Below are 25812 nucleotides of genomic sequence, written 5' to 3' on the forward strand. Positions count from 1 at the left end.
CCAATAACAAAAGGGGTGATGATGCAAAGTAAACCGGTTTTCCAGCTTATGCGTCAGGGCGGTTTTATTTCGTCAGAAAAGTCTCTGTTACTGGCAGATAGCTGCCGGGATGAAAAAATCAGTGTGTTTCAGGATCCTAATAGCAAACTGATTTATCTGGACCCGCACTATCAGGGTAAAGCGGAAGACTATTACAGCAAAAAAGTTGTTCCTTCCAGCGCCATTCCCCGCAATGATATGGATGTGATAGATACAGAACGACGATCTGCCTTGTTGAAACCCTTCATTGCTGGAAAACGCTGGTTAGATTTTGGCTGCGGGCCAGGCTATCAGCTAAGAGAAGACAGCCGCTTAAGCGCCGGCCACCTTGGAGTTGAGTTGAACAGCAGTAATTGCGAAGCACTGAGTAACGACGGTTACAATGTCAGCAGTTCACTGGCTGATGTCAGTGCATTCAGGCCGCAAGTGGTCAGTATGTTTCATGTAATGGAGCATCTGGCAGATCCGGCAAACATATTGCAGCAATTAAGCAGCTTTGCGACGGAAAATGCCACTTTACTGGTAGAGGTTCCGCACGCCGGAGACTGGTTACTGCAACATGGTCCCGCTGCCTTTAAAAGCTTTACGTTCTGGTCTGAACATTTAATTTTACATACCAGAGCATCTTTACAATATGTACTTGAACAATCTGGCTGGCACCTCCAGCACATTATTGCAGTGCAACGTTACCCGGTTTGGAATCACCTGCAATGGTGTTTGCAGCAGAAACCAACAGGTTTTACTGCTACACCGTTTGACTCAGCAGCATCTGCATTGCAACTGGCATATGAGCAGTTTCTGGCAAGCCGCGATCAAACAGATACTTTAATAGCTGTAGCAACCAGGAGATTAGCAGATTGAAGTACATCGCATTAATTCCGGCACGAGGCGGCTCAAAAGGGATCCCGGATAAGAACATACGACTGGTCAATGGCCAACCTCTGATCACCTGGAGTATCAAACAGGCGAAAGCCTGTCCGGCGATAAGCCGGGTGCTGGTATCAACCGATTCAGAAAAAATTGCTGAAATAGCAAGGGCTGCAGGTGCTGAGGTTCCGGCACTGCGGCCTGCAGCGCTGGCAGAAGACTGCACATCAACCGAAGCGGTGATGCTGCATGTGCAACAACATTGGCTTACCGGCGCTGAAGATGAAGTAATAGTATTATTGCAACCCACTTCACCACTGCGTTTACCAGACAGTTTAGCTAATGCAATTACCTGCTTTGAGCAGCAAGGCGCTGATTCACTGGTTTCAGTGTGTGAAAGTCATGCTTTCTTCTGGAAACACCCACTTCAGCCAGAAGCACAATATGATTTTATGCACCGCCCGCGCCGCCAGGATATTAAGCCACAAGATAAGCAGTATCGCGAGAACGGCTCAATTTACCTGACTAAATCAGCAATTCTCCAACAATTCAAAAACCGGTTAGGTGGGAAAATAGCCATGTTTTGTATGCAGGAACAAGAGTCCTGGGAGATCGATTCACTCACCGATTTAACTATAGTATCAACGCTGATGCAGGAGAGCGGCTTATGATTATTGAACGGAATATTGCCCGTTATATCGTGTTTACAGACGATGAGCTAAGCCATGCTTTACAGAAAATAAGCAGCAATAAATCTGGGATTGTCTTTGTCCTCGCACAAAATGGTGTTCTCGAAGGCATATTAACCGACGGAGATCTGCGTCGGTGGTTACTGCAAACCAACAAACTCGACCTTACGCAACCAGTTGCTGATGCCTTTAACAGCAGTTTTGTATATGCTTTGGATGACTCAGCACCGGCGGAGATTGAGCAGCTATTCTCCAGTCGCATAGAGTATGTGCCGTTACTTGACAAACAAAGCCGGTTAGTTGGTATTGCCTCCCGTAAAACACATCATATTCAGATCGCTGATTTTATTATTTCTGACGACAGCAACGTGTTCGTAATTGCTGAAATCGGAAACAACCATAATGGCGACATCACCCTGGCTAAACGCTTAGTTGACGAAGCCGTAGCTGCCGGTGCTGATTGCGCTAAATTTCAGTTAAGGCACATGGACAGTATGTACCGTAAGTCAGGTAGCGGCGCGCAGGGAGAGGATTTAGGCGCAGAGTACACGCTGGATTTACTTGCCCGGTTTCAGTTATCAACAGCGCAAATGTATGAGGTCTTTGATTATTGTAAACAGCGAAACATCATCCCACTGTGCACACCATGGGATGCCAACAGTCTGGAAGCACTGGAGAAATATGGAATGCCGGCTTACAAAGTGGCCTCTGCCGATCTGACGAATCATGAATTGCTTGAAAAGCTGGCAAAAACCAGAAAACCATTGCTCTGCTCTACTGGTATGTCTACCGAAGCTGAAATTAAAGAAGCCGTCACACTATTGAAACGCTTCGGTAGTCAGTTTGTGCTTCTGCACTGTAATTCAACTTATCCCGCGCCTTTTAAAGATGTTAATCTACGCTATTTAAATCGCCTGAGAGAGCTGGCGCATAACGGCCTTGTTGGTTACTCGGGTCACGAAAGAGGTATTGCTGTTGCAGTGTCGGCTGTATCGCTGGGGGCTAAGGTAATTGAAAAGCATTTTACCCTTGACAGGAATATGGAAGGCAATGATCACCGGGTAAGTTTGCTGCCGGACGAGTTTAAACTGATGACTCAGAGCATCAGAGAAATTGAGCAGGCATTGGGTTCGTCAGACACCCGTAAAGTAACCCAGGGTGAAATGATGAACCGGGAAGTGCTGGCCAAAAGTCTGGTTTGCACCCGGGCATTGAAACCAGGCGATGTGATAAGCGCAAGCGACATCGACACCAGAAGTCCGGGCAAAGGGCTGGCGCCTTATATGAAAAGTCAACTGGTCGGCAAAACAGTGCAGCGAGATGTCGAGCCCGGCGATTTCTTTTATCCATCAGACTTAAACGACGTGCAAATACAGGCAAGACACTACAGTTTTAACCGCCCTTTCGGTGTTCCGGTACGCTATCATGATTTTGCTACCATGGTCGGAAAATCTAATTTTGACCTGGTAGAATTCCATTTTAGTTATAAAGATTTGGAGCTTGCCCCCGCAGCATTTCTGAACGCTGACGGCTACGACATGAATTTTGTCGTGCACAGCCCTGAACTGTTTGCCGGTGATCATATTATGGATCTTTGCGCAGAAGACCCCGTTTATCGACAACGTTCCATTGAGGAATTACAGCGCGTTATAAATACGACCCTGAAATTACAACAATATTTCCATCGTGCTAAACGCCCCCTGATAATAATAAATGCCGGAGGCTTCACGTTAGACGGTTTTATGCCAACCCAGCACCGTCAGGAAAAATACCAACTTATCGCCGATGCTCTGCGCCAACTGGATACCGAAGGGGTAGAAATTATTCCCCAAACGATGCCGCCCTACCCCTGGCACTTTGGTGGTCAGCGTTTCCATAATCTGTTTATGGATGCCGCAGATATTGTCCAATTTTGCCAACAACATCAAATGAGGATATGTTTAGATATCTCCCATTCAAAGCTAGCCTGTAACTTATCGAAGGCGTCGTTTAGTCAATTTATTCAGCAGGTAGCCCCTTTTACTGCCCATATCCATATCGTGGATGCCGAAAATGTAGATGGCGAGGGCTTACAAATTGGTGAAGGTGAAATCGACTTTGCTGAACTGGCTAAGCAATTAAAGCAGTTATCCCCTGCCGCATCTTTTATTCCTGAGATCTGGCAAGGCCATAAAAATGAAGGTGAAGGCTTTTGGCAAGCACTTGAGTTACTGGAAAAATACCAATTCTGATTAACAGGTAAACATCATGAAACTTTTCAACTTCGACACTGACCTTGCTTTTGACTATGAAAATGGTTTTTACCTTACATCGGAACAGAAGCGTTTGCAGAAATTAGTGGCTCACTACGAGCTATATAAAAAAATTACCGGGCTACCTGGCGCAGTGCTTGAGCTGGGCGTTTTTAAAGGGGCATCTTTACTTAGATTTGCAACATTCAGAGATATGCTTGAGGCCGCAAACTCACGTGCTATTATTGGCTTTGATGCTTTTGGACGCTTTCCCACCCCCGATGAGCAAGCCGCAACTGATTTAGCTTTTATCGCCAAATTTGAATCAATCGCAGGCAATGGCATTAGTCAGGCAGAACTTCAACAATGCCTTGATTACAAAGGTATAGTTAATACACAGTTGATTGCTGGCGATATTATGGAAACATTGCCTGATTACATCAGCCAGCATCCTGAGCTACGCCTGGCATTGCTGCATATTGACGTAGACGTATACGCACCAAGTAAGCTGGCCCTGGATTTACTTTACAAGCATGTTGTTCCTGGTGGACTGATTATTTTCGATGATTATGGTACGGTTGAAGGCGAAACCCTTGCAGTTGATGAATTCGTAGCTGAACATAAACTTAAATTGAAGAAACTATCATGTTCCCATATTCCTACTTACATAGAAAAAGCTGGCTAACTCACCAACAAACTATAATCGCGCTGCCATTGTGCACCGCTGACCCAAAAGTTACCTGAACATAGCGAACGTCACTGCATTGCTTGTGCAGTGACTCACGCCTTTGCTTTTGCCTTAAACAAGTTTTCTACGTTAACGTCATCAAACTTTAGCGGTTTGTCGATAAAGTCGTTACTGGCTGCCACCAGATAATCCCGCCAGATTGCTTTTACTTTGTGGAAAGTTTCCAGAATTTTCGGCGATTCCGGGCTGATACAGGATGCAAGTTTTGTCAGCACCCCACCAAAATAATTGGTACTTCCATAAAGCAGACAGAAAGTTGGATCAGCCGGCATTTTTACTGTTGAACGGAGTAAAACCCATTGTTTTTCAACGAATTCCCTTGCGGATTTACTGTCAGTAATTTCATCGTCGAATAAAGCCAGCCACTTCTCTATAGTTTGTGAAAACAGCGCTAAATCCAGAGCATTAAAAATATCATCCGCGTATGTAGGATCAGGCGTGTAAAATGCACGTTTAATCAGTTCGTTGAACAGCGCTGGCTTATTTACTATCTCATTACCCAATAAAATATTTGCCGGCTGCAATGGCACAGCACCACTGATATAAGCACCGTTGCTGCAATTATAAATTTCCAGCTTGCGGCCTGCTTTTTGGATAGCCTGTTCAAGTAGTTTCCGGGAAACCTCAAATTCACGCTTAGTAAACACCATTGGTAAAAAGTTACCTTTAGCGGGAATACCACCACCATGCGCTTGCTGATAGTTATACACTTCACTGCCATCAGGCCGATAATAAGCAGATGATTGCGAGTGATGATACCTAATATCAATGTACCCCAGATCCACGCCGAACAAATAAAGTGCTTTACTCCCAAGACGAAGAACAAAGTTCATTACCAAATTAGAGACTGTTGGATAGGCATAGCTTAATGAGGCGATTTGCTGACCTTTTTTCTTCAGTCCTTGCTGAAACATGAAAGTAGAGGATTCGCCGTCTTTAAAGCACAGCAACACATCTTTAAACATCTGCGCGGTATCAGGGTGAATACCATTCACACTAAGCAAATAAATATCTTTCAGATAGTCAGGGGCATTTACCTGATTTATCCAGTAATAAGTAGACCGGTTTTGTTCAACCTCAGCATGAAAATCTGGCTTGATACCCTGCTTATGCAATGAAGACAGTGCAGTGCCACAACTGATTAGAATTACCCTGTCGCGGTATTCTTTTAAATAATCAATACAGTTATCCAGGCTTGGGCCGTTACCTATAATAAAAACTGGCAAATCAAGCACGGGTAAATCACGATAAATGCTACTGTCCTGCTTCAGGAATTTATGCTGTTTTGCCAGGCTATTGTAGGTATGAGCGACACCGTATCTGGCATGGTCAAAATATTCACCAAGTGCCAGTACCACCCGAAGCTCAGAGCGTAAGTCACTGATAGACTTTTGCATACTGTGATTAAAATATGAACTGAGCATATAGGTATTGGCAATCGAGTAAGCGCCAACCTGATAAAACTGCGCCATTAGATCATAAAAATAAGTTGAGCCATCACCGCCCAGGTTAAGGTATATCCGACATTGCTGCTGGTCGGCCCGCTCAATAATACTTGCCCAGTCAGTTACCCGAAGGCTTGCTGCAAAAAAATCCAGATTAGGCTCGCAAATATACAGATTTTTAATTTTCCGCTGTTCAGTAAGCAGCTCTATATGCCGGCCAAGACCAACCCCAAAAATAATTAATGAGTCCACTTCATCTGTTAAAACGCTTTGCTGCTCCAGCTGCTGACTGATTAGGGGTTGCACCTGATTAACATGTGAAAAGTGAATATAGTGCTTCAACTTGCCTAACGATTGTTGACCAAGCAATACATCATCTTTGTAAGGATGATGAATAAAATACTGAACAAGGCCAGCAGCTTCCTGTTCCAAATCATAATGAAACAACGCATTACGCCCGGGATGCCATAAATTGATATGCTGCTGATGATCGGTAACTAACTGCCAGTGTCTGCTGCTGTGTTGCTGAATTGCCTTAAAAACGGCTGGGTAAAACTTTTCCAGCGCCTGCAAGTTACGCTGATATTGTTGCTCATCACCATCCGTCGCTGTTACAGGGAAATTACCAATCACTCCTGCGTTTCGTTCAGCAACATAATCGTAAAAGCTTTCGGACGGCAGAATATTCTGGTTACTGGCGGCAAACTGGTGCAGTTTGCCATTGTGCTGCCATAGTGACTGAATCACTTCATCCAGCATTGGGTGGAAACGATGTCGATAAATATAAATACGATCACTGTGCAGCAGCGGGAGAAGCTCAGCTAAATCCTCGGTAATGGTTTGACCATCGTTGCCAAGTTGCAGAAATAACTGAGTGCCGGTCGCTTCGGCCAGTTCAAATAAAGCTTGCCAATCAAAATTCTGAATCGAGCAAAATAATACATCCAAATCGGGTTCGTACAATACCAGATATTTTACCCGGCAATTTTGCAGCAGCTCAGTTAACTGAAAACCAAACCCCAGACCAAACATCAGCACGGCCTCAGCTTTTACCGGCAACGCTTCAGAACTCCAAGCCTGACCAACTGCGGTAGTTGATTCAACCATAAGATATGGCGCGGCGTTACAGAATGTCTCGACTTCCTGCTGAACTTCCAGCTGTGGCTGTTCGGAATACCACACCCTGCCCGTTGCAAAATCAACAATATTAAGTTCAGCTGCCGCGGTCGCAAAAACTGAGTATTGCTGCACGTGATGTTGTTCTATCAGTGGTACTACCGATGGCATATAATGCTTAAATGCCTGTAGGTTAGAGGTAAATTGCTGCTGAATATGTGCTGATAATGCCTGTTCAATATTTTGCTGCTGGTGAGCGTCTTCAGTGACCTGATAATTAATATATTTAAGCATGGCAAATCCCGATGGCGGGTTAATTGTTCTGGCCGTAACTGCGCTTCGCTTTTTTCCCCCGTTGGAGTTCCAGCATACTGGTCGCAATCGCCTCTTTTTCTGACGCCATTTTTGCCATTAAAGCCTGCAGCCAGTCAAGGTTATCCTGTAAATAAGCGGCAAAATCTGCAGTAGGTTCAACTGCTGGCAGTTGCAATAGTTGCTGTAACTGTTGCAACAACTGGCTAAGTTCTTCAGTAGAATAGGCGGGATCTGCTACCAGCTGTTCCGCCTGCAGCCTTAATTTCGCTGCAGACTCTATTCGCTGTTGTAGTTCAGACATCAGGCGGTTCGCTGTTGCTTCTGGGCCTGCATTTCGTACCCTTCCTGCCTGGCATGCACCGGGATTTGATCCCAGGCACCTTTAATCGTTACCAGCAGTTCCAGCACATCATCTATTTTAGCAATACTTTTTTCGCGGCTGGCCAGGATCAGGTGATTTTGCATAAAGTCATACAGTGCAAAAAGGTTATCTGAAATCTCGCCGGCGTCCATATCCAGTGAATTTTGCAGTGCTGCAATAATCGTCATCGCTTTTGACAATGCAGCTGACTTGCCGGCGTAATCTTTACGTTCAATACAGCCTTTTGCTTTTGCCATATTTTCAAGCGCACCGAGCATCAGTAACTGAATAACGCGATGCGGATCAGCAACCGCTAAATCATCTTTTATACCGACGGCTTTATACGCTTTAATTCCGTAACTCATATTGCTCTCCACTAATTCGATTTGTTGGTGCCAAAGCCGGGCAAGCTGGACAGTTGTGCTGTCACGGTCGACGCCATATTCTGCATTGAACCTAGCAACGCATCCAATGCAGTGTAGCGACTACGTAATGTTTGCTCGAAACTAGCTATATATCGGTTAGCTGCGTCTAAATCTTTAGTGTTTTTATCAATTTGTGTTTTTATAGAGTTCTCTTTGCTGGCAATAATGCCGCCACTTTGGGTAAATTCTTTTAGAAATCCGTCCAGAGTAGTGGCTAAGCCGGTTTCACCGCCAAAGAATGCAGCCACCCCGTCATAGTTCTCATTGAGTGCGCGGTCAAAACGCGTGCGGCCTGAATCACCACCAAACTCTGAGCTGGCAGAAATTTGCAGTTTACCGTCTTCCTGAAAAGTAATACCCAACGCATATAAGGTTGATAATGAGTCATCAGCGCCGTTGACAACATTACCAAGCAAGCCCCGTAACTGGCTCATAATATTTTTAGGCATTTGATCGGTTGCCAACGCACCACCTTCTGCAGTAACGGTTTTACCATCTGCTCCAAGGGTACGCTTTTTGGTCAGTGCAGCAACCTGGTCAACCAACACGTTGTAATTGTTAATAAAATTCTGGATATTTTCTTCAGCTGATGCATTGTCAGTAGCTATATTCACCGCAGCATTGTTACCATCAGGCGTTACGGCTTTAACCGTTAATGTCACATCCTGAATAACATTGGTAAAAGTATTACTGCTATTGGTTGCTACAATACCATCTACTTCAATAATAGCGTCCTGCGCCGCCTGGCTAACACTTAAGCCGGCAGTAGCGCCGGTAGGTATTGTTGAAATAGCATCAAGCTCAGCATTATTGTTGCTGATAACCAAATCATTACCTAAACCGGTTTCGTCCGATGTCAATACCAGCTTGGTACCCACAGCACCACCGGCATTAATAATGTTAGCATTGACGCCAAAGTTATCGCTGTTAGCATTAATTTGCTGACGCAATTCATTTAATGTCATGCCGGCTGTAACTTCAACATCAAAACTTTTGCCATTGGCTGCAAATGTCAGCGTACCATCAGTAGTGGAAATGACATCACTGGCCGCCGCAAAACTGGCATCAGCACTTTCCAGCCGACTGCCCGAAGCGAGTTGATTAACTTTGATATCAAAATTAGCGGCTGCAGCGGTATTTGATGCCGATGCTTCAATATATGTTTTGTTTTCAGTGGGTTGAATAACAGTAGCCGTTCTGGCGTTTAATGTATTGCCCGACAGCTTTTTAATGGCGTCCTGAAAAGCTGAGAGGGCGGATTTTAACTGCCCTACACCAGACAAAGAGGTGTCTAATGTCTTTTTGGTGGTATTTATCCGTCCCAGTTTGGTATCCCGCTCAACTTTTACCAGAGTCGATACCAACTCTTCCAATGGCAAACCTGATGCTGAACCCAGGAAATTAATACCAGACATATTTCACCTCTATACTTTGTTATCAATTAACAGGCCGATAGACTGCCCCATTTCGTCCTGCAACCGTTTAATATCCTGCGCAACTTTCAACAGTTCTTCGGTTGGAATTTGCTTTATCAGCTCATCTGTCTCAAAGTCTACCACTTTAATGACTGAACGACCCGACAGATCATCAATTGAAAAACTGAGCGAACGCTGCTCCAGGGCAACGGCCTGATTTACTACATCAACAGCTTGTTGTAATTCAGTTCTGCTCACCTGCGTAACCGGCCTTGCTGTCTCGACCGGGGCTGCTACTGGCGTCAATATTCTGTCAGTAGTAGCCGGCATCGTTGCTACAGAAGCACTGTTTGCATTAACAGAAGCACTGTTTGTATTGACAGATGCATTAATTGTGCTCATTGTCAGACTCCTTATCGGCGCGCAGGGTGAGAACTTTAGACCAGCTTCTCACCGCCACGCGTATTAGTTTAACCCAATAACGATAAAGCTGCCTGTGGCCGCTGATTCGCCTGCGCCAATACTGTTGTACTGGTTTGCTGCAGGATCTGCTGCCGGGTCAGTTCTGCCGTTTCCTTAGCAAAATCTGTATCACGGATCCGGCTACGGGCGCCTGATACGTTTTCAGAAATATTGGTTAAGTTACGGATAGTAGACTGGAAGCGGTTCTGGATAGCACCTAAATCAGCACGGGTACCGTCGATAATACCGATAGCACTGTCAATTAATGCTAATGCCGCTGATGCGCCACCAACAGTTGAAATAGACAGATCAGCAAGACCCAGAGCTGACGTGCCATAACCACCAGAGCGCGACAAGGCAATACTGATGTTCTGACCAGCGTTAGCACCAACCAAAAACGATGCTGAGTAAGTGCCGTTTAACAGGTTCTGCGTACCAAACTGGGTATCCGATGCAATACGGCTCATTTCCAGTTTTAACGCAGTCACTTCTTTTTGCAGCGCCGCGCGGTCAGTTGAACTATTGATACCGTTCTGGGCCTGAATTGCCAGAGTACGGATACGTTGCAATGAGTTAGTAATTTCATCCATTGCACCTTCAGCTACCTGAGCAACCGAAATACCATCGTTAGCATTACGTGCAGCCTGGTCAAGGCCATTTACCTGACTGGTTAGCCGGTTACTGATCTGAAGGCCCGCAGCATCATCAGCAGCACTGTTGATCCGAAAACCTGAAGACAGACGTTTAAACGCTGTATCCAGGGCATTACCTGAGTTAAATAACTGCCGCTGCGCATTCAGCGACGAGGTATTAGTATTGACATATAAAGCCATGAGTCACTCCTTAATCATCAGTAGCAACGCTACGTCAGACTACAATTAATAAGACGGATATTCCGCTATCTGAGCCAAGCTGCAACTTGGCTTAATCAGGCTATCGGCAGCACTCTTAAGAACTTTAGGAAAATAATTAAATTTTTTTATTTTTTTATCTGGCATTCAGATTTGCCACTAATAACGGCAAACCACTAACCTTAATTACGGTGGTAGAAAAGAGAAAGCCACTCAGAGAACGCTCTGAATGGCTTAGTAGTATAACGACGTTTCAAAAATCATTTAACCACTCAGCACACTGAGTGCAGCCTGTGGTCGCTGATTCGCCTGAGCTAACACCGAGGTACTGCTTTGCTGAATAATTTGCGTCCTGGTTAATTCAGTAGTCTCTTTGGCGTAGTCGGTATCACGTATTCTGCCACGAGACGCTGATACGTTTTCACTGATGTTGCTCAGATTGCGAATAGTTGTTTCCAACACATTCTGCCATGCGCCCAAATCAGTTCTGGCACTGTCTACTGTTACCAGTGCATCATCCAGGCGCTGCAGGGTATCTGCTATATCATCAGTACCAAGTTCAATATCTGCAATATCTAAACCAGTTGCGTCACTGCCATAGCCCGTGGCTAAATCAATGCTGATTTTCTGACCGGCATTAGCGCCAATCTGGAATACCGCTGCAGGCACTGAACCGTCAAGCAACTTAATGCCTCCAAACTCAGTGTTATCGGCTATATTCTGAATAGCGGAAGTAAGCTGATCAAACTCCTGCTGTAATGCACTTATTTCGCTTGCACTGTTAATACCATTTTCTGATTGGATGGCCAGTACTCGCAAGCGTTGCAGGCTGGTTTGAATTTCATCCATACCGCCTTCAGTAACCTGCACTAATGATATTGCATCGTTTGCGTTACGCACTGCCTGATCCAGACCATTTACCTGACTGGTCAGCACATTGGAGATAACCAGACCAGCAGCGTCATCTGCCGCCCGGTTTATCCGCAGACCAGAAGCAAGCCGTTCAAAACTGGTTGATAAACCAGCTGTCGCATTTGCCAGCAACCGCTGAGAGGCCAGTGACGACTGGTTGCTATTGACAACTAGTGCCATATTACTGCTCCTATGTAAAAGCCTTGAGCGGCCGGGAGATTATCCCGGCGGTCGGTTTTACTGCAGTAAGCTTAGGGCTGCCTGAGGCCGCTGATTAGCCTGGGCTAATACGGTAGTACTGGTTTGCTGTAGGATCTGAGTACGGGTTAACTCGGCCGTTTCTTTAGCGAAGTCAGTATCACGGATCCGGCTGCGGGCGCCAGAGACATTTTCAGAGATGTTGGTCAGGTTACGAATCGTTGCCTGAAACCGGTTCTGGATAGCACCTAAATCAGCCCGGGTACCGTCGATAATACCGATAGCACTGTCTATCAGCGCTAATGCGGCAGAGGCACCACCTACCGTTGAGACTGACAAATCAGCTAAGCCTAATGATGATGTGCCATAACCACCAGCGCGTGACAACTGAATATTAATGTTCTGGCCTGCGTTTGCCCCTACCAGAAAGGTTGCAGAAAAACCACCTGATAATAAATTCTGCACCCCAAACTGCGTGGTAGAAGCTACCCGGCTCATTTCCAGTTTTAACTGGGCCACTTCTTTTTGCAAAGCAGCACGGTCAGCTGAGCTATTGATACCATTTTGTGATTGAATGGCCAGGGTGCGGATCCGCTGCAGTGAGTTGGTGATCTCATCCATCGCTCCCTCTGCTACCTGAGCCAGCGAAATACCATCGTTAGCGTTACGCGCCGCCTGATCCAAACCATTAACCTGGCTGGTTAAACGGTTAGATATTTGCAGGCCAGCGGCGTCATCTGCTGCACTGTTAATCCGAAAACCGGAAGATAAGCGTTTAAAAGCCGTATCCAGAGCGTTACCTGAATTAAACAACTGCCGCTGGGCATTTAGTGATGATGTATTAGTGTTGACATATAAAGCCATGATTACTCTCCTGATAGTAATTTAAACACTGACAGCTACGACCGATAATAGATAGATAACTGTCACTTCGTGTTGCATATATATCGGAAAATAATAGATAAACTTTAGCTTTTATTTAAAAATAGCAGTTTCATTAAAATATTAATAAATAACCCACAAAAATAAAAAAGCCACCGTAAGGTGGCTTTGTACGCATTGGCAAAATTAGCCCTGCAATAAACTTAATGCTGCCTGCGGCCGCTGATTGGCCTGCGCCAATACTGTGGTACTGGTTTGTTGCAGGATCTGGGTCCGGGTTAACTCGGCCGTTTCTTTTGCAAAGTCGGTATCCCGGATCCGACTACGCGCGCCGGCGACATTCTCTGAAATGTTAGTTAAATTCCGAATTGTGGCCTGGAAGCGGTTCTGAATGGCACCTAAATCTGCCCGGGTACCATCAATAACGCCTATGGCACTGTCTATTAATGCCAGAGCCGCTGACGCACCGCCAACAGTAGACACTGACAAAGCCGCCAGACCCAGTGATGAGGTACCGTAGCCCGCAGCCCGTGACAGCCGGATATCAATATTCTGCCCGGCATTCGCCCCCACCAGGAAAGTGGCAGAAAAACCACCAGCCAGCAGGTTTTGTGTACCAAATTGGGTATTGCCTGCAATTCGGCTGATTTCCAGCTTTAACTGAGCCACTTCTTTTTGCAGGGCTGCCCGATCTGATGAGCTGTTAATACCATTTTGCGACTGAATAGCCAGGGTACGGATACGCTGCAATGAGTTAGTGATCTCATCCATCGCACCTTCTGCTACCTGTGCCAGTGAAATACCGTCGTTTGCGTTACGGGCGGCCTGGTCAAGACCATTGATCTGGCTGGTTAAGCGGTTACTGATTTGCAGACCGGCAGCATCATCCGCCGCACTGTTAATCCGAAAACCGGAAGATAAGCGTTTAAAAGCCGTATCCAGAGCGTTACCTGAATTAAACAGCTGGCGCTGGGCATTTAACGATGAAGTATTAGTGTTTACGTATAAAGCCATGATAATGCTCCCGATATTCTGTAACTTGTGATAAATCGGCCTTTAAAACCTGATTTATCTGCCTGATACTTATTTATCGGTGCGAATTTGGATAACTTGAATTATTTTTTAAATTATTTTGCCTGGCCAGTGCCAGGCATCAGATAAGGGATTAACGGATATAGTCAAACAAACTAACGCCAGACACCTTAGTAAAGGTTGCTGAGATGGCTTCGAGCGCTATTTCCTGCTTTGTTATTTCGGTTATGGCTGCTGCATAATCCACTTCGGCAAGATCGGCACGATAAGACTTATTATTAATGGTTAAATCTTCATTGGTACCAAACACACTGTCCAGCACATTAACCCGGCCACCGATTGTCGATAAAGTGCTGTCGATCTTTGATGACGCTGAGGTTACCTGAGTCAGGGTATCACTGATTGCTTCGCCAAACTCAAATATCGATAGTGTAGGGTCTTCAAGTGCAGTAATAAATTCACCAATGGTGGTCAGAATATTTTTCTTCTCTGGTGGCTGCAGTGAAAAATCTACCTGGCCGGGCACTGCTGCTGCTCCGCTGATTTCTATGGTTAAACCATTAAACTGAATGGGCGAGTCGGGCACAAAAGTGCCTGTTACCGGGGGTACCAAAGACGCACCGTTTCGCTGGATCTCATAATTCGATGGTGCAGTCAGAACAACATTAAAATCATTGTTAGCGGGTGTCAGGCTGTCGTAAGTTTGTTTATAGAATGTATCAAACCGGCTTTGGTTGGTGACCGACACTGTGGCTGCCGTAGCGCCGCCGGACACGATCGCCGCCGGCGTGGTTTTTAGTCTGGCATCAACGTTTTCAAATACTGACTTACCACTGTCATTGCCTGGCAAGGCGATGGTGGGTGATATTTGAAGTGCTTTCTGGCCATCATCGCCCTGAAACTCATAAATACCCGTCGCAGCATTAAACGTGTAGCTTTGTGTTTTGTCCTGATATCCCGAAAAAATGTAGCCGCCTTCAGCATTGCGGGTATTCATCAAATCCAGTAATTCTACCTGAATATTTTTCAGTTCCTGCGCTACGGCTTGCTTGTCACTATCGGTGTAAGCTCCATTCCCAGAGGCAATTGCCAGCACCCTAGCACGGTCGATAGAAGTGCGCATATTGGTTAACACGGTTTCTTCCAGTGCCAGGTTATTTTTCAACAGCACACTATTATTCTGAAACTGCTCAACTTGCTCCAGATTCTGATCCAGGCCCAGCACTTTAGCTGAGGCAGCAGGGTCATCGGCAGGGGTTAGGATCCGGGTTTGCTTGGTCAATTGATCCTGCGCCCGGTTCATCTTTTGCTGAGTATTTAAAATGCCGTCCAAGCCAGCATTAAACTTCATATTAAATGATAATCTCATTACTACCTCACCGATGCCAACAAGGTGTCAAAAACGGTTTGTGATGTCGAAATAATCTTAGCTGCCGCCGCATAGGTTTGCTGAAATCGGACTAAATTGGATGCTTCTTCATCCAGACTTACCCCCGACAATGATTCATACCAGGCAGTAGTTTGATCCAGTAAAGCTTTACTTGCAGCCTCGTTATTACGGGCCTGGCTGGTTCGCTCGCCAATTAAGCTGACCATCTCTGCATAAGACTGATTGAAATTAACGGCATTGGCACTGTCCGGTGCTGACAACGGATTCAAGCGGGTTGTTTTATCCGTTTGTAGTGCCGACAAAGCCAGACCATTGCGATTATCATTAAAACCACCAGTATTGAAGCTTATACTGAATGTATCACCTACCGCCGGCACCCCGGTTACTGAAAAATCAAAGCCGACATCCACGCCCGCCTGAGCAAACACATCCTGATATTGATTTGAGCCAAAGGTTGCCGTTGCCACCGGGTTACCCAGATTATCAACGATTTCAAAAGTATCACCACCAGTATAGGTCATAGTCCAGGGACCATTAATTAACCCTGACGGTGTATCAAAGCCATAATCCGGTAAGGTTGCCGGAGTAGTGTCAGTTACCGTTAAGCCTTCTACCTGCGCATTACCCAGGTTAGCAACAGTAAACTCTGTCCGTACAGGCGAGGCTAACGCGACATCCTCTGGCCTGGTGGTGGCCAGCTGCAAGGTACGCGAGGCAGCGCTTAACGGTTTCAGCTCAAACTGATCACCAACCGCAGGGGCACCATCAATCGTGATTTCCAAACCATAAAGATCATCAGCAGCATCTGCTGAGTTTATCGTCACCGGAAAGGTTAAACCGCTAACGACTTTGTCAGAACCCACTATAACATTGCCCTGAGCGTCAAGCGCCTGCAGTGTTATTTCATCGGCTGCGGTTACAGTCAGTAAAAAATCGTTAGGTGGCAAACTATTGCCTTTACCGGGTTCAATGGCAACAGTAACAAAACCAGTGCCGGTATTAGACGCAAAATCGAAACCTTCGCTAACAGGCAAGGTGAATAAATCGCCCCCTATCTCACCATTTAAATTCATACCCAGGCGGTTCTGGCTGTTTATCGCGTCGGTCATCGACAAAGCCAACTGGCCCAGCCGGTTTTGAGTAGGAATAAGAATCTCTTCTCTGAACTCGAGCAAACCGCCAATTTTGCCGCCTACAGCCTCAATATCAATATCACGCTCTATATTGGAACGTGCTGATAATTGCAGTTTTAGCTCGCGCTGCGTTGGATCAGGATCACCACGCAACGTCATCAGATTAAACTGCCCGCGCTCGACAACCAAAGACTGACCGGTACCTAAAAAAACCAGTTTTTCACCATTTGCCGAATCAAGCGTTTTAATCTCAACCATTTCAGCCAATTTCTGAATGGCAAAATCGCGTTTATCCAGCAGGTCCAGCGGTACCGGGCGGCTGGCTCCGGTACCGAATGAGGCAATCTCCAGATTTAGATCTGCAATTTGCTTGATGTAACCATTTGTTTCACTGGTATAAATATCCAGTTGTTGGTTTACAAAATTTTCTTGATCCAACACCAGGCTGGATAATGTTGAAAACTTGTCAAGCAACGCCTGTGAGCTACCAATAATAAGTTGCCGGTTGGCCAGGGTAGCGGGTTCATTATTAGCAATTTGAAATTGCTTAAATAAATCGTTGACGCCGGTAGCTATACTGTTGGCCGGGTTGGAAAACAACGCATCCACCCGATTTGCTTCTGAAACATATTGCTGAGCAAACGAATAGTTTGACGTATCACGACGTAATTGTTTCAAAGTAAATTCGCTAACCAACCTTTCTGTCGTGCCTCTGCCAACACCCAGGCCCAGCTGCTCAGCTTCAAATTCAGTGCGCTGCCTGACATAGCCCGGGGTATTGATATTGGCGATATTGTTACTTGTGGTATTCAGCAAAGTAGAATTAGCCAATACGGCTGAAGTACCAATTCTAAGTAAGTTATCTGACATAGGTTGCTCCGTTGCCACGTCGGGTGGCTAACATGTTATTCATCGGCGCCGGTGTTAAAATCTTGAGCCGCATTTAACTCGGCGCGCACCTCATCAAAGGTAGGGCTTTGATATACGGCCATAATTTTTTTAGCGTATTCAGGGTCAGTGGCGTAACCCGCTGTCTGTAATTCATTAAAATATGCCGCAGGCTCTGCCGTTACCTGCAAAGCCTGCTGATAACGGGGATTGTCACTGATAAAACTGGCATAATCCTGCAGGCTTTGTTCTGGTGATGCGTATGAGCGGAACCGGGCCTGTTCTTTTTGCGCAATGCCGCCCCGAAACTCAAGGGTATCCACTACTGCGCTCTCACCCTGCCAATTGTTATGGGCTTTAATGCCAAACAAGTTAAAGCTGTTTTCGCCTTTTGCCGTTTTAATCATTCGTTGGCCCCAGCCGGTTTCCAGGGCTGCCTGCGCAATCATTGCCATCGGATCCAAGCCCAGTGCTTTCGCAGCTTGCTGTGCCGCCGGTAACAGTTTACGGACAAAATCCTGTGGAGAGTTAATCTGCCAGTCGGTTGGCTGTTTTATATCAACTTCAGCCTTCTGAGAAGCAGCATTGTGCTTGGCTGCGGCTGGCATGCCAGCTGGCAAATCGGCAATTGCCTGTAAGGTTTGTCTTACTCCGGTGCTAAATTCGCTGCGGTTTAACGCTTTGCTGTTGTCTGGTCGTGCCGGTAAAGGGTTCAAATTTATTGCACCCGGCATGTTAAGCTCGTTGTCGGGTTTAGCACGATTAAGTCCAGCGGTTGGATCAAGCTGAGCAACCAGCAGGTCAGCCAGCCCCAGTGCGCCTTTCTGCGCTAAATCAGTCGCTAACTGACTATCATGCATGTCGCGATAAAACTCAGTGGTCTGACTGTTCATCATACCTTCGGCTTCAAATGCCGAATTGGCTTTACGCATACTGCTTAGCAGCATGCTCATAAAAATAGCTTCAAATTGCTCAGCTGCCTGGCGTAAACCCGCTTTTTCGTCAGTTTTAGCTGCAGTTTTAATATTCTGCAAGCTATTGACATCATGGTAAGAAACTTGGGTTTTCGTCAGGCTCATCTTAAATCACCACCAGCTCGCCATGAATTGCGCCAGCCTCTTTTAATGCTTCTAATATCGCCATTAAATCACCAGGCGCTGCACCTACTGCGTTCACTGTTCGCACCAAATCATCAAGGGTGACACCCGGATCAAATTTAAACATCCGCGAGTCTTCCCGGCTAACGTCAATAATGCTGTTTTCTTCTATTGCGGTTACCCCTTCGCCAAACGGATTGGGTTGCACTACCTGCGGGTTTTCAGCAATGGTTACGGTTAAACCACCATGCGTTACTGCAGCCGGAAATAACCTAACATCTTTACCGATAACAATGGTGCCGGTACGCGAATTAATAATAATTTTTGCCGAGTGATCGGCCGGTGCAAACTCTAAGTTCTCCAGGGTTGATAAATAAGACACACGTTGCGACATGTCGCGTGGCGCCCTCACCTGCACTGAACTGGCATCCTGTGAATAGGCAGTGTCAGGACCAATAAACTGATTAATCACCTCGGCCAGCCTTTTTGAGGTGGTAAAGTCAGCTCTTTTCAAATTAAAGGTAATAAAATCGCCATTACCAAAAGGTGAAATAACTTCCCGCTCTACCATGGCACCGTTTGGAATACGCCCTACCGTTGGCGTGTTGACAAGAATGCGCGAACCATCAAGGCCTTCAGCACCCAGGCCACTGACAATCAGGCTGCCTTGAGCAATAGCATAGACATTGCCATCCAAACCAGTCAGAAAGGTTTGCAATAAAGTACCACCGCGCAGGCTTTTGGCACTGCCCACAGATGAGACGGTAATATCTATCGTCTGGCCAGGCTTGGCAAAGGCCGGGAGTTCAGCATGTACTGCTACTGCCGCCACATTTTTTATCTGGCTGCGCTGCCCTGCCGGCATATTAATACCAAAATTAGCCAGCATGGTCCTAAAGCTTTGCTCGGTAAACGGGCTTTGCTCACCGGTACCCGGCAAACCCACTACCAGGCCATAACCAACCAGTTGGTTTGAACGAACCCCATCAATATCGGCCACGTCTTTAATTCGTGCAGCCTGCGCTGGTAGCATCAGCAATGCTATCAGCATCAACCCTAGCCGTTTTATCCGAACCATGCTATTTCTCCTGCAATGACCACTGCAATAAGTTTAAAAAGGCCACTTTCTTAAAAAGGCCACAACGGCCCGTTGAAAAACCGGCTTAACCAACCCGGTGACTGGCCATAATGGTGAGCGCCGGTGCCACTGTATTCAATGCGGGCATTAGCAATTTTATTCGACTCAACTGTGTTGTTCACATCAACGTCCTGGGGCCGGATAATACCGGTTAACCGGATATACTCTTTACCAGTATTCAGGGTTAACCATTTTTCGCCGCGAATAACTAAATTACCATTGGCCATGACCTGCAGCACGTTAACTGAAATATCACCCACCAGACTGTTACTCTGATCAGCTTTAGCATCACCAGTAAACTCCGAGGTGGAGTTGGCGCCAAACTGTAATACATTACCAGCTACTGAAACGGCACGGCCCGCCAACCCAACCATCGGGTCGATAGTGACGCTACTGTCTTTCTCAGTTTCAGTTTTTGCCTGCTTAGATGCTTGCGTGCGCTCACGCAGCACTACCGTAATAATATCGCCCTCATGCCTGGCTTTATTGTCAGAGTAAAGGCTGTTGGAGTGATGCTGTGCAAACAATGAGCCCGTTTTCAGTACCGGACGTGGTGCAGGCTCCGGTGGAATTGGTGAATAATAAGGGTCATCAGCAAACGGCTGCTCTGTAGAAGCGCAAGCCGATAACAATGACGCAACCAATACCGCTGATAGCACTGACAATAAAGTACGCATAAGGCCTCCGCTTATAATTGCTGAATTGCAAAACCCAGCATCTGATCAACCGAGGAAATAACTTTTGAGTTCATCTCATAAACGCGTTGCGATTCAATCAGACTGACCAGCTCTTCTGTCACATTAACATTCGAGGTTTCCAGAGAGCCCTGAACAATAATACCCAACCCCTCTAGGCCCGGAATTCCCTGCACCGGATCACCACTAACTGCGGTTTCTTTAAATAAATTCTGGCCCGTCGGCTCTAAACCTGCCGGATTAATAAAATTAGTAACCGTTAACTGGCCCAGTACCGCATTGTCGACCTGTCCGGCAAGACGTACTGATACTTCACCGTCCTGTGATACCGTGATGCTGGTAGCATCAGGTGGAATAACGATATTAGGTTGCACCTGAAAACCCGCTCCTGAGGTCACCAGGTTACCGTCGCCATCAACCGTGAACTGACCATTTCGGGTATAAGAAATCGTGCCATCGGGCATCAGTACTTCAAAAAAACCATGGCCCTGAATCATCATATCCAGACTGTTTTCCGTGGTAATCATATTGCCCTGAGTAAAGTTTTTCTGGGTTGCCACCACCTTGGTACCGGCACCAATCATTAAACCATTGGGCAATTCAGAATTCTGCGAAGAGCGCCCCCCTGGCTGATTAACGTTCTGATACAACAAATCTTCAAACACTGCCCGGCTTTTCTTAAAGCCGACCGTACTGGCATTGGCAAGGTTATTCGAAATAACCGAAATATCACGCTGCTTGGCGTCTAAACCGGTTTTACTTATCCACAGAGCTGGATGCATCTGCTACCTCCCGGGGCTCTCGCCCATTAATCAGTTTACTAGCCCATGATCCGCAGCAACGCATTTTGCTGACGATCCATTTCTTCGGCACTTTTCATCATCTTTACCTGCAGCTCAAACTGGCGTTGCAGGCTAATCATATGGGTCATTTCACCTACCGCATTCACGTTGCTGCCCTCATAGGCGCCATGCAGCAGACTGACATTAATATCTGCAACAGCTAACTGGCCATCTTTGCGTCGGAACAAGCCATCAGTGCCTTTGGTAAGATCGGCATACACCGGGTTTACCAATTTAATCCGGCCGACTTCTTCTAATGCATTCGCTGGCGCTCCCTGCGGTAAAGCACTAATCGTACCGTCCTGGCCAATTTCTAATTTTGCCAGCGGTACCGGCAATTGGATCGGGCCGCCATCACCTATTACTGCCCGGCCATTGGCTGTTTCCAGCATCCCGGTAGGACTCAACTGTAAATTACCGGCACGGGTATAAGCTTCATTGCCATCGGCGTCCTGCACTGCAAACCAGCCATCGCCCTGAATAGCAATATCAAGTTCGCGCTCAGACATAATGACCGGGCCTGCGTCAAAGTTTTGACCTGGCTGTTCTGTCATAGCAAACACCCGGGACGGCAGTCCTTCACCAAAGGCCTGCATGGCACGGGCCTGCTCAAAATCAGATTTAAAGCCAACGGTATTGCTGTTAGCCAGGTTATTAGCCCGCACGCTGATGCCATGCATATTTTCTTTGGCACCACTCATGGCGATATATAACAAATGGTCCATAACGCGCTCCGTTAAAGGTTTCTGCTGCGACTGCTAACTGTGAAGCAACTTTGATGCCAGTTAAGATATAGTCAGTAGCACAGTTAAAAAAACACCACCCGAAGGTGGTGTTTTATCCAAAGTTTAAGCTCGCTTAACTTAACGGATCTGCAGCACTGTCTGTTGCAGAGTGCTGTTGACTTCCAGCGCTCTCGAGTTAGCCTGGAAGTTACGCTGCGCACTGATAAGATCAACTAGCTCAGTGGTCAGGTTAACGTTAGATTGCTCCAACGCTGACGCATTAATCGCACCGAAGGTACCGGTATTGCCCTGGCCGCCTATTGGCTCGCCTGAGGTTAAACTTTGCTTCCAGGACGTGTTACCAACTTGCTTAAGGCCCTGCACATTCGCAAAGCGAACCAGTGTTACCTGGGCCAGGTATGAAGAATCGCCGTTACTGTAAGTAGCCAGTACCCGGCCAAAAGAGTCAATATCAACCCCGGTCAGGCTGCCCACCGTTGTACCATCCTGGCTTAAGTTATTAACATCAAAGCCTGATGCGTATTGAGTTGGGGTGCGGGTTCCTGAGGCATCCCGAAAGTTAACTACCACGTCATTGGCATACTGAGCGCCATTGGTTAAATAACCATTAAGCGGGTCGTTTAACGTTGCTGCAGGCAAACGTATTTCCGGAATAGGCGGAGTAATAAAATTACCACTTGAATCGAAGAAAATATCATCCCCTTGGATCCACGAGCCAGCGGCAGGTGGTGCGGCGGTATTATCATCCCAAACCACATACGTTTCCCACTGTGAAGGCGCAGGCGCAGTCGTATCTACCTTTCTGAAATAAGTAGTGAGAATATGCGATTCACCCAGACTATCGTAAACAGTCACTGAGGTGGAATGGTTATACGTTGCCCGATCGGTAGGGTCAAACGCCAGACTGGCCGTCTCCAATGCTCTGGAATCGACATTCATACTAAGGAACACATTATTGGTTTCACGCGGTGCACCGGCAGAAGTCGGAATGGCAATAGGCGATGAGGTACTTAAACTTACTGAACTGTTTTCTCCGGTAACCGGGTCAACATTAAAGCCCTGCAAAAAGTTGCCGCGATTATCAACTATAAAATTATCTTTATTTAGTTTAAAAGCACCCGCCCGGGTGTAAGTTAAATCCTGAGATTGCAGATCAGGTGTTGTCGCAAAAAATCCCTCACCGGTAATCGCTAAATCCAGTGAGTTGTTGGTAAATTGCAACGAGCCCTGGTTAAACTGTTGCGCCACGGTTGAGGTCGTCACACCATCACCTACTTTGGTGCGCCCCGAAGAGAAAATAGATGTCGCGTAAACATCAGCGAACTCTGCACGGGATTCTTTAAAACCCGTGGTGTTAACGTTGGCAATGTTGTTTGCCGTGGTATCCAGATCTTTCTGGGCTGCCGCCAGGCCGCTTAATGCTATTTGAAAACTCATAAATCACCTCACCTTAAACGGTTGCTTAACCGTAAGAAACTTCCAGAACATCAGTTAATTTTACTGCCCCTAATCCCACCAGATTAAGAGTAATTCCTTTGCCATTGCCAGCCAGACTTACACTGGATACCGGCGTAAACACGTTTACCGGTACTGACTCATTCTTGCCGTTAAAACTGGCTTCAACTTTAATTTTGTAAACACCAGGTGGCATCGGCTCACCATTGGCGTCTGTGCCATCCCAGACAAATTCGTTTTTACCCAGTGACGGGTTACTGACATCAAAATTCGTTACCAGCTCACCATTGGCCTTTTCAATCCGTACCCGCATATTGTCGGCAGGCCTGTCCAGATTAATATGGCCCCGGGATAAGGTTTCGCCGGTAAATACCAGCTCATCTGATTGGGTGAGTACTGTACGTCCCACCAGCGATGACGCCTGCAGTGCCTGATTCGATGTCATACTTTCCGACAGCCCTTTAAAGCTCTCATTCAGCGAACCAATACCGTCAGCCATGGTAAAATTGGTCATCTGAGCAATCATCTGATCATTTTCTACCGGTTTTGTCGGATCCTGATAGGCCAGTTGCTGGGTTAACAACGCAAAAAAGTCAGACTGAGTCAGTGCGCCGTTATTTTTTTCCGGCACTTTATTGCCGTTATCCCAATACATGCCATCCAGGGCCTGGTTGGTGTTAATAGTACTCATCAGCTATTCCTTATTAACTCTGGCCCATTCGCAGGGTACGCATGATCATTTGTTTGGCAGCATCAGCTGTCTGCACATTAGTTTCGTATGAGCGGGAGGCAGAAATCATATTCGCCATCTCCTCCATAATGTTGACATTTGGCTTATAGATGTAGCCATTTTCGTCAGCCAACGGGTGGTTGGGCGCATACTCAACATTTAAAGGTGCATCAGACTCCACAATGCCCAGCACTTTAACGCCGGCACTATCGCCCTGCTGTCGCCGTGCCTCTGATAGCTCTGCTGCAAATACCGGATGACGTCCCCGGTATGTTTCATCAATACTGCTGCTGACGCTGTTTGCATTAGCAATGTTACTGGCGGTGGTATTCATCCGAACCGACTGCGCAGTCATACCACTTCCGGAGATATCAAATACTTTTGAGATGCTCATAATTATTGACCCGTACCGGTAAGAGCTTTTTTCAACCCTGAGATCCGGCTATTAAGAAAGGTTAAGCTTGCCTGGTACTCCAGGTTATTTTGCATGACCGCATTACGTTCACGATGAATATCCACACTATTACCGTCACCGGTGTCTGGTTGATCCGGATGGCGGAACAAGGTGTCTTTAACCATGGTGGAGGCGATATGAAAGTGTTGTTCATGAGTTCGGCTGGCGTTTTGTCCCTGTCGCGACTTTGCCAACTGCAATGCTTGCTGAAAATCAACATCTTTTGCTTTGTAGCCAGGCGTGTCAGCATTGGCAATATTCTCGGCCAACACTTCAGAACGTTTCTCACGAATTAATAAAGCATGGGGATGCATGCCAAATGCTTTTTCAAAACTGATTGCCATTTTTTTGCCACCTCTTTCGAACTATGGCAATTCAAATGCAAAACACAGGCCAATTTTTCAGCAGCGGCGGTTAAACCTTTTTACGGTAAATAATGCCGGGGTTACAGCGTAACATTTCAAAATCATTGTTAACGCTGGAGATAGATTCAGATGCGCCCAGAAATAAGTATCCTCTGGGGTTTAATGACTGAGCAAACTGTTTAATGATTTTCGCTTTTACATCAGGGGAAAAGTAAATAAGCACATTGCGACAAAAGATCACATCAAATTTGCCAAGCAAGGTGTAGCTGTCAAGCAGGTTTAAGTGGCGAAAGCTCACGTTTTTCCGGGCAAAGTCTTTTACCCGCATCATGCCGTTACCACTGTCTTCAAAAAACTTGCTGCGCCGCTCTGGTGATAAGCCTCTGGATAACGCCAATGCATCATATTCGGCACGTTGACAATGCTCCAGCATGGTATTAGAAATATCAGTACCCAGAATACTTACGCCTAAACTGAATGCGCCAGGCCGGCTTTGCTGGTATTCCAGGCCAGTCATGGCAATAGAGTAAGGCTCCTGACCAGAAGAGCTGGCAGCCGACCAGATTTTCAGATTGCGGCAAGTTTTTTCCAGCTCCGGCAAAATTTGTTTCTTTAATAGCTCATATGGATAAGTATCACGAAACCATAAGGTTTCATTTGTGGTCATTGCATCAATAACAGCAGAGCGAAGTTGCCGTTCAAAGGGGCTTAAGGTTTTACTGACCAGTTCAGATAACGTGGCAATATTAAACCGGTGCATCAGTGGGCCCAGGCGACTTTTTACCAGATATTGTTTGTTGTCACCCAGTACAATACCGCACTGTTGCTCGAGAAAATCCCGAAACAGTTTGTATTCGCCTTCCTGTAGCTCTTTATTGGTCACTACTCGCC

The 25812-nt window shown here is 46.4% G+C and carries 25 protein-coding genes; 4 read left to right on the forward strand and 21 right to left on the reverse strand.

Translation table 11 applies throughout. From position 1 onward, the window contains the following. Nucleotides 1-21 precede the first annotated feature (21 nt). The 4 genes from KQY15_RS02025 to KQY15_RS02040 are packed head-to-tail and all read left to right on the forward strand — an operon-like array spanning nt 22 to nt 4511. The gene (locus KQY15_RS02025; RefSeq protein WP_217666731.1) at nt 22-900 is read left to right on the forward strand and encodes a class I SAM-dependent methyltransferase; all 879 of its coding nucleotides are present in this window, start codon (nt 22-24) and stop codon (nt 898-900) included. Continuing rightward, entirely contained in the window at nt 897-1577 is a 681-nt protein-coding gene (locus tag KQY15_RS02030; protein WP_217666733.1) for an acylneuraminate cytidylyltransferase family protein, read from the forward strand. The genes KQY15_RS02025 and KQY15_RS02030 overlap by 4 nt, the downstream gene beginning before the upstream one ends. Then, nucleotides 1574-3826, forward strand: a complete 2253-nt coding sequence (locus KQY15_RS02035) for an N-acetylneuraminate synthase family protein (protein ID WP_217666735.1) — start codon at nt 1574-1576, stop codon at nt 3824-3826. Before KQY15_RS02030 ends, KQY15_RS02035 begins: the two co-directional genes overlap by 4 nt. 16 nt (nt 3827-3842) lie before the next feature. Beyond that, on the forward strand, nt 3843-4511 hold the full coding sequence (locus KQY15_RS02040) for a TylF/MycF/NovP-related O-methyltransferase (protein ID WP_217666737.1): 669 nt from the start codon (nt 3843-3845) through the stop codon (nt 4509-4511). A 95-nt stretch (nt 4512-4606) separates the two neighbouring features. Here the strand turns inward: KQY15_RS02040 and KQY15_RS02045 are convergent, their stop codons facing one another. The 21 genes from KQY15_RS02045 to KQY15_RS02145 all read right to left on the reverse strand — a co-directional run bounded on the left by KQY15_RS02045 (nt 4607) and on the right by KQY15_RS02145 (nt 25804). Further along, nucleotides 4607-7429 carry a motility associated factor glycosyltransferase family protein gene (locus KQY15_RS02045; RefSeq protein WP_217666739.1) on the reverse strand — a complete coding sequence of 941 codons (2823 nt, stop codon included), beginning with the start codon at nt 7427-7429 and terminating at the stop codon, nt 4607-4609. A 19-nt stretch (nt 7430-7448) separates the two neighbouring features. Then, complete coding sequence (locus KQY15_RS02050) at nt 7449-7751, reverse strand: hypothetical protein (RefSeq protein WP_217666741.1); 303 nt, start codon at nt 7749-7751, stop codon at nt 7449-7451. After that, on the reverse strand, nt 7751-8176 hold the full coding sequence (gene fliS, locus KQY15_RS02055) for a flagellar export chaperone FliS (RefSeq protein WP_217666743.1): 426 nt from the start codon (nt 8174-8176) through the stop codon (nt 7751-7753). Before fliS ends, KQY15_RS02050 begins: the two co-directional genes overlap by 1 nt. 11 nt (nt 8177-8187) lie before the next feature. Continuing rightward, complete coding sequence (gene fliD / locus KQY15_RS02060) at nt 8188-9651, reverse strand: flagellar filament capping protein FliD (RefSeq protein ID WP_217666745.1); 1464 nt, start codon at nt 9649-9651, stop codon at nt 8188-8190. A 9-nt stretch (nt 9652-9660) separates the two neighbouring features. Next, on the reverse strand, nt 9661-10053 hold the full coding sequence (locus KQY15_RS02065) for a flagellar protein FlaG (RefSeq protein WP_217666747.1): 393 nt from the start codon (nt 10051-10053) through the stop codon (nt 9661-9663). A 68-nt stretch (nt 10054-10121) separates the two neighbouring features. Further along, the gene (locus KQY15_RS02070; protein ID WP_217666749.1) at nt 10122-10946 is read right to left on the reverse strand and encodes a flagellin N-terminal helical domain-containing protein; all 825 of its coding nucleotides are present in this window, start codon (nt 10944-10946) and stop codon (nt 10122-10124) included. 282 nt (nt 10947-11228) lie between these two features. After that, the gene (locus KQY15_RS02075; RefSeq protein WP_217666751.1) at nt 11229-12056 is read right to left on the reverse strand and encodes a flagellin N-terminal helical domain-containing protein; all 828 of its coding nucleotides are present in this window, start codon (nt 12054-12056) and stop codon (nt 11229-11231) included. Nucleotides 12057-12113: 57 nt separating this feature from the next. After that, on the reverse strand, nt 12114-12938 hold the full coding sequence (locus KQY15_RS02080) for a flagellin N-terminal helical domain-containing protein (RefSeq protein ID WP_217666753.1): 825 nt from the start codon (nt 12936-12938) through the stop codon (nt 12114-12116). 204 nt (nt 12939-13142) lie between these two features. After that, a complete protein-coding gene (locus tag KQY15_RS02085) occupies nt 13143-13970 on the reverse strand; it encodes a flagellin N-terminal helical domain-containing protein (RefSeq protein ID WP_217666755.1) in 828 nt (275 codons plus the stop codon). A gap of 151 nt (nt 13971-14121) precedes the next feature. Continuing rightward, entirely contained in the window at nt 14122-15357 is a 1236-nt protein-coding gene (flgL, locus tag KQY15_RS02090) for a flagellar hook-associated protein FlgL (RefSeq protein ID WP_217666757.1), read from the reverse strand. 2 nt (nt 15358-15359) lie between these two features. Continuing rightward, nucleotides 15360-17381 (reverse strand): flagellar hook-associated protein FlgK, encoded by a 2022-nt coding sequence (flgK, locus tag KQY15_RS02095; protein ID WP_217666759.1) that lies wholly within the window; start codon nt 17379-17381, stop codon nt 15360-15362. Nucleotides 17382-17416: 35 nt separating this feature from the next. After that, the gene (gene flgJ / locus KQY15_RS02100) at nt 17417-18478 is read right to left on the reverse strand and encodes a flagellar assembly peptidoglycan hydrolase FlgJ (RefSeq protein ID WP_217666761.1); all 1062 of its coding nucleotides are present in this window, start codon (nt 18476-18478) and stop codon (nt 17417-17419) included. Between the two features lies 1 nt (nt 18479). Further along, a complete protein-coding gene (locus KQY15_RS02105) occupies nt 18480-19547 on the reverse strand; it encodes a flagellar basal body P-ring protein FlgI (protein WP_254795420.1) in 1068 nt (355 codons plus the stop codon). 77 nt (nt 19548-19624) lie between these two features. Next, nucleotides 19625-20311: a flagellar basal body L-ring protein FlgH gene (gene flgH / locus KQY15_RS02110; RefSeq protein ID WP_217666766.1), complete on the reverse strand. Its 687-nt coding sequence runs from the start codon at nt 20309-20311 to the stop codon at nt 19625-19627. Between the two features lie 11 nt (nt 20312-20322). Then, nucleotides 20323-21111: a flagellar basal-body rod protein FlgG gene (gene flgG / locus KQY15_RS02115; RefSeq protein WP_217666768.1), complete on the reverse strand. Its 789-nt coding sequence runs from the start codon at nt 21109-21111 to the stop codon at nt 20323-20325. A 38-nt stretch (nt 21112-21149) separates the two neighbouring features. Continuing rightward, nucleotides 21150-21896, reverse strand: a complete 747-nt coding sequence (flgF, locus tag KQY15_RS02120; RefSeq protein ID WP_217666770.1) for a flagellar basal-body rod protein FlgF — start codon at nt 21894-21896, stop codon at nt 21150-21152. A 138-nt stretch (nt 21897-22034) separates the two neighbouring features. Further along, complete coding sequence (flgE, locus tag KQY15_RS02125; protein ID WP_217666772.1) at nt 22035-23354, reverse strand: flagellar hook protein FlgE; 1320 nt, start codon at nt 23352-23354, stop codon at nt 22035-22037. A gap of 25 nt (nt 23355-23379) precedes the next feature. Further along, complete coding sequence (locus KQY15_RS02130) at nt 23380-24063, reverse strand: flagellar hook assembly protein FlgD (protein WP_217666774.1); 684 nt, start codon at nt 24061-24063, stop codon at nt 23380-23382. A gap of 13 nt (nt 24064-24076) precedes the next feature. After that, the gene (gene flgC / locus KQY15_RS02135; RefSeq protein WP_217666776.1) at nt 24077-24496 is read right to left on the reverse strand and encodes a flagellar basal body rod protein FlgC; all 420 of its coding nucleotides are present in this window, start codon (nt 24494-24496) and stop codon (nt 24077-24079) included. Between the two features lie 2 nt (nt 24497-24498). Beyond that, complete coding sequence (flgB, locus tag KQY15_RS02140) at nt 24499-24900, reverse strand: flagellar basal body rod protein FlgB (RefSeq protein WP_217666778.1); 402 nt, start codon at nt 24898-24900, stop codon at nt 24499-24501. 70 nt (nt 24901-24970) lie between these two features. Then, nucleotides 24971-25804, reverse strand: a complete 834-nt coding sequence (locus KQY15_RS02145) for a CheR family methyltransferase (protein WP_217666780.1) — start codon at nt 25802-25804, stop codon at nt 24971-24973. Nucleotides 25805-25812 lie beyond the last annotated feature (8 nt).

Origin of the sequence: Arsukibacterium indicum (assembly GCF_019100565.1) — a bacterium.
GTDB classification, from domain to species: Bacteria; Pseudomonadota; Gammaproteobacteria; order Enterobacterales; family Alteromonadaceae; genus Alishewanella; species Alishewanella indicum.

What these genes read in the sequence shown, in the direction of transcription:
- KQY15_RS02025 (WP_217666731.1), top strand. Translation starts at nt 22, where the DNA reads ATGCAAAGTAAACCGGTTTTCCAGCTTATGCGTCAGGGCGGTTTTATT.
- KQY15_RS02035 (WP_217666735.1), top strand. Translation starts at nt 1,574, where the DNA reads ATGATTATTGAACGGAATATTGCCCGTTATATCGTGTTTACAGACGAT.
- KQY15_RS02040 (WP_217666737.1), top strand. Translation starts at nt 3,843, where the DNA reads ATGAAACTTTTCAACTTCGACACTGACCTTGCTTTTGACTATGAAAAT.
- KQY15_RS02045 (WP_217666739.1), bottom strand. Translation starts at nt 7,429, where the DNA reads ATGCTTAAATATATTAATTATCAGGTCACTGAAGACGCTCACCAGCAG.
- KQY15_RS02050 (WP_217666741.1), bottom strand. Translation starts at nt 7,751, where the DNA reads ATGTCTGAACTACAACAGCGAATAGAGTCTGCAGCGAAATTAAGGCTG.
- fliS (WP_217666743.1), bottom strand. Translation starts at nt 8,176, where the DNA reads ATGAGTTACGGAATTAAAGCGTATAAAGCCGTCGGTATAAAAGATGAT.
- fliD (WP_217666745.1), bottom strand. Translation starts at nt 9,651, where the DNA reads ATGTCTGGTATTAATTTCCTGGGTTCAGCATCAGGTTTGCCATTGGAA.
- KQY15_RS02065 (WP_217666747.1), bottom strand. Translation starts at nt 10,053, where the DNA reads ATGAGCACAATTAATGCATCTGTCAATACAAACAGTGCTTCTGTTAAT.
- KQY15_RS02070 (WP_217666749.1), bottom strand. Translation starts at nt 10,946, where the DNA reads ATGGCTTTATATGTCAATACTAATACCTCGTCGCTGAATGCGCAGCGG.
- KQY15_RS02075 (WP_217666751.1), bottom strand. Translation starts at nt 12,056, where the DNA reads ATGGCACTAGTTGTCAATAGCAACCAGTCGTCACTGGCCTCTCAGCGG.
- KQY15_RS02080 (WP_217666753.1), bottom strand. Translation starts at nt 12,938, where the DNA reads ATGGCTTTATATGTCAACACTAATACATCATCACTAAATGCCCAGCGG.
- KQY15_RS02085 (WP_217666755.1), bottom strand. Translation starts at nt 13,970, where the DNA reads ATGGCTTTATACGTAAACACTAATACTTCATCGTTAAATGCCCAGCGC.
- flgL (WP_217666757.1), bottom strand. Translation starts at nt 15,357, where the DNA reads ATGAGATTATCATTTAATATGAAGTTTAATGCTGGCTTGGACGGCATT.
- flgK (WP_217666759.1), bottom strand. Translation starts at nt 17,381, where the DNA reads ATGTCAGATAACTTACTTAGAATTGGTACTTCAGCCGTATTGGCTAAT.
- flgJ (WP_217666761.1), bottom strand. Translation starts at nt 18,478, where the DNA reads ATGAGCCTGACGAAAACCCAAGTTTCTTACCATGATGTCAATAGCTTG.
- KQY15_RS02105 (WP_254795420.1), bottom strand. Translation starts at nt 19,547, where the DNA reads ATGCTGATAGCATTGCTGATGCTACCAGCGCAGGCTGCACGAATTAAA.
- flgH (WP_217666766.1), bottom strand. Translation starts at nt 20,311, where the DNA reads ATGCGTACTTTATTGTCAGTGCTATCAGCGGTATTGGTTGCGTCATTG.
- flgG (WP_217666768.1), bottom strand. Translation starts at nt 21,111, where the DNA reads ATGCATCCAGCTCTGTGGATAAGTAAAACCGGTTTAGACGCCAAGCAG.
- flgF (WP_217666770.1), bottom strand. Translation starts at nt 21,896, where the DNA reads ATGGACCATTTGTTATATATCGCCATGAGTGGTGCCAAAGAAAATATG.
- flgE (WP_217666772.1), bottom strand. Translation starts at nt 23,354, where the DNA reads ATGAGTTTTCAAATAGCATTAAGCGGCCTGGCGGCAGCCCAGAAAGAT.
- KQY15_RS02130 (WP_217666774.1), bottom strand. Translation starts at nt 24,063, where the DNA reads ATGAGTACTATTAACACCAACCAGGCCCTGGATGGCATGTATTGGGAT.
- flgC (WP_217666776.1), bottom strand. Translation starts at nt 24,496, where the DNA reads ATGAGCATCTCAAAAGTATTTGATATCTCCGGAAGTGGTATGACTGCG.
- flgB (WP_217666778.1), bottom strand. Translation starts at nt 24,900, where the DNA reads ATGGCAATCAGTTTTGAAAAAGCATTTGGCATGCATCCCCATGCTTTA.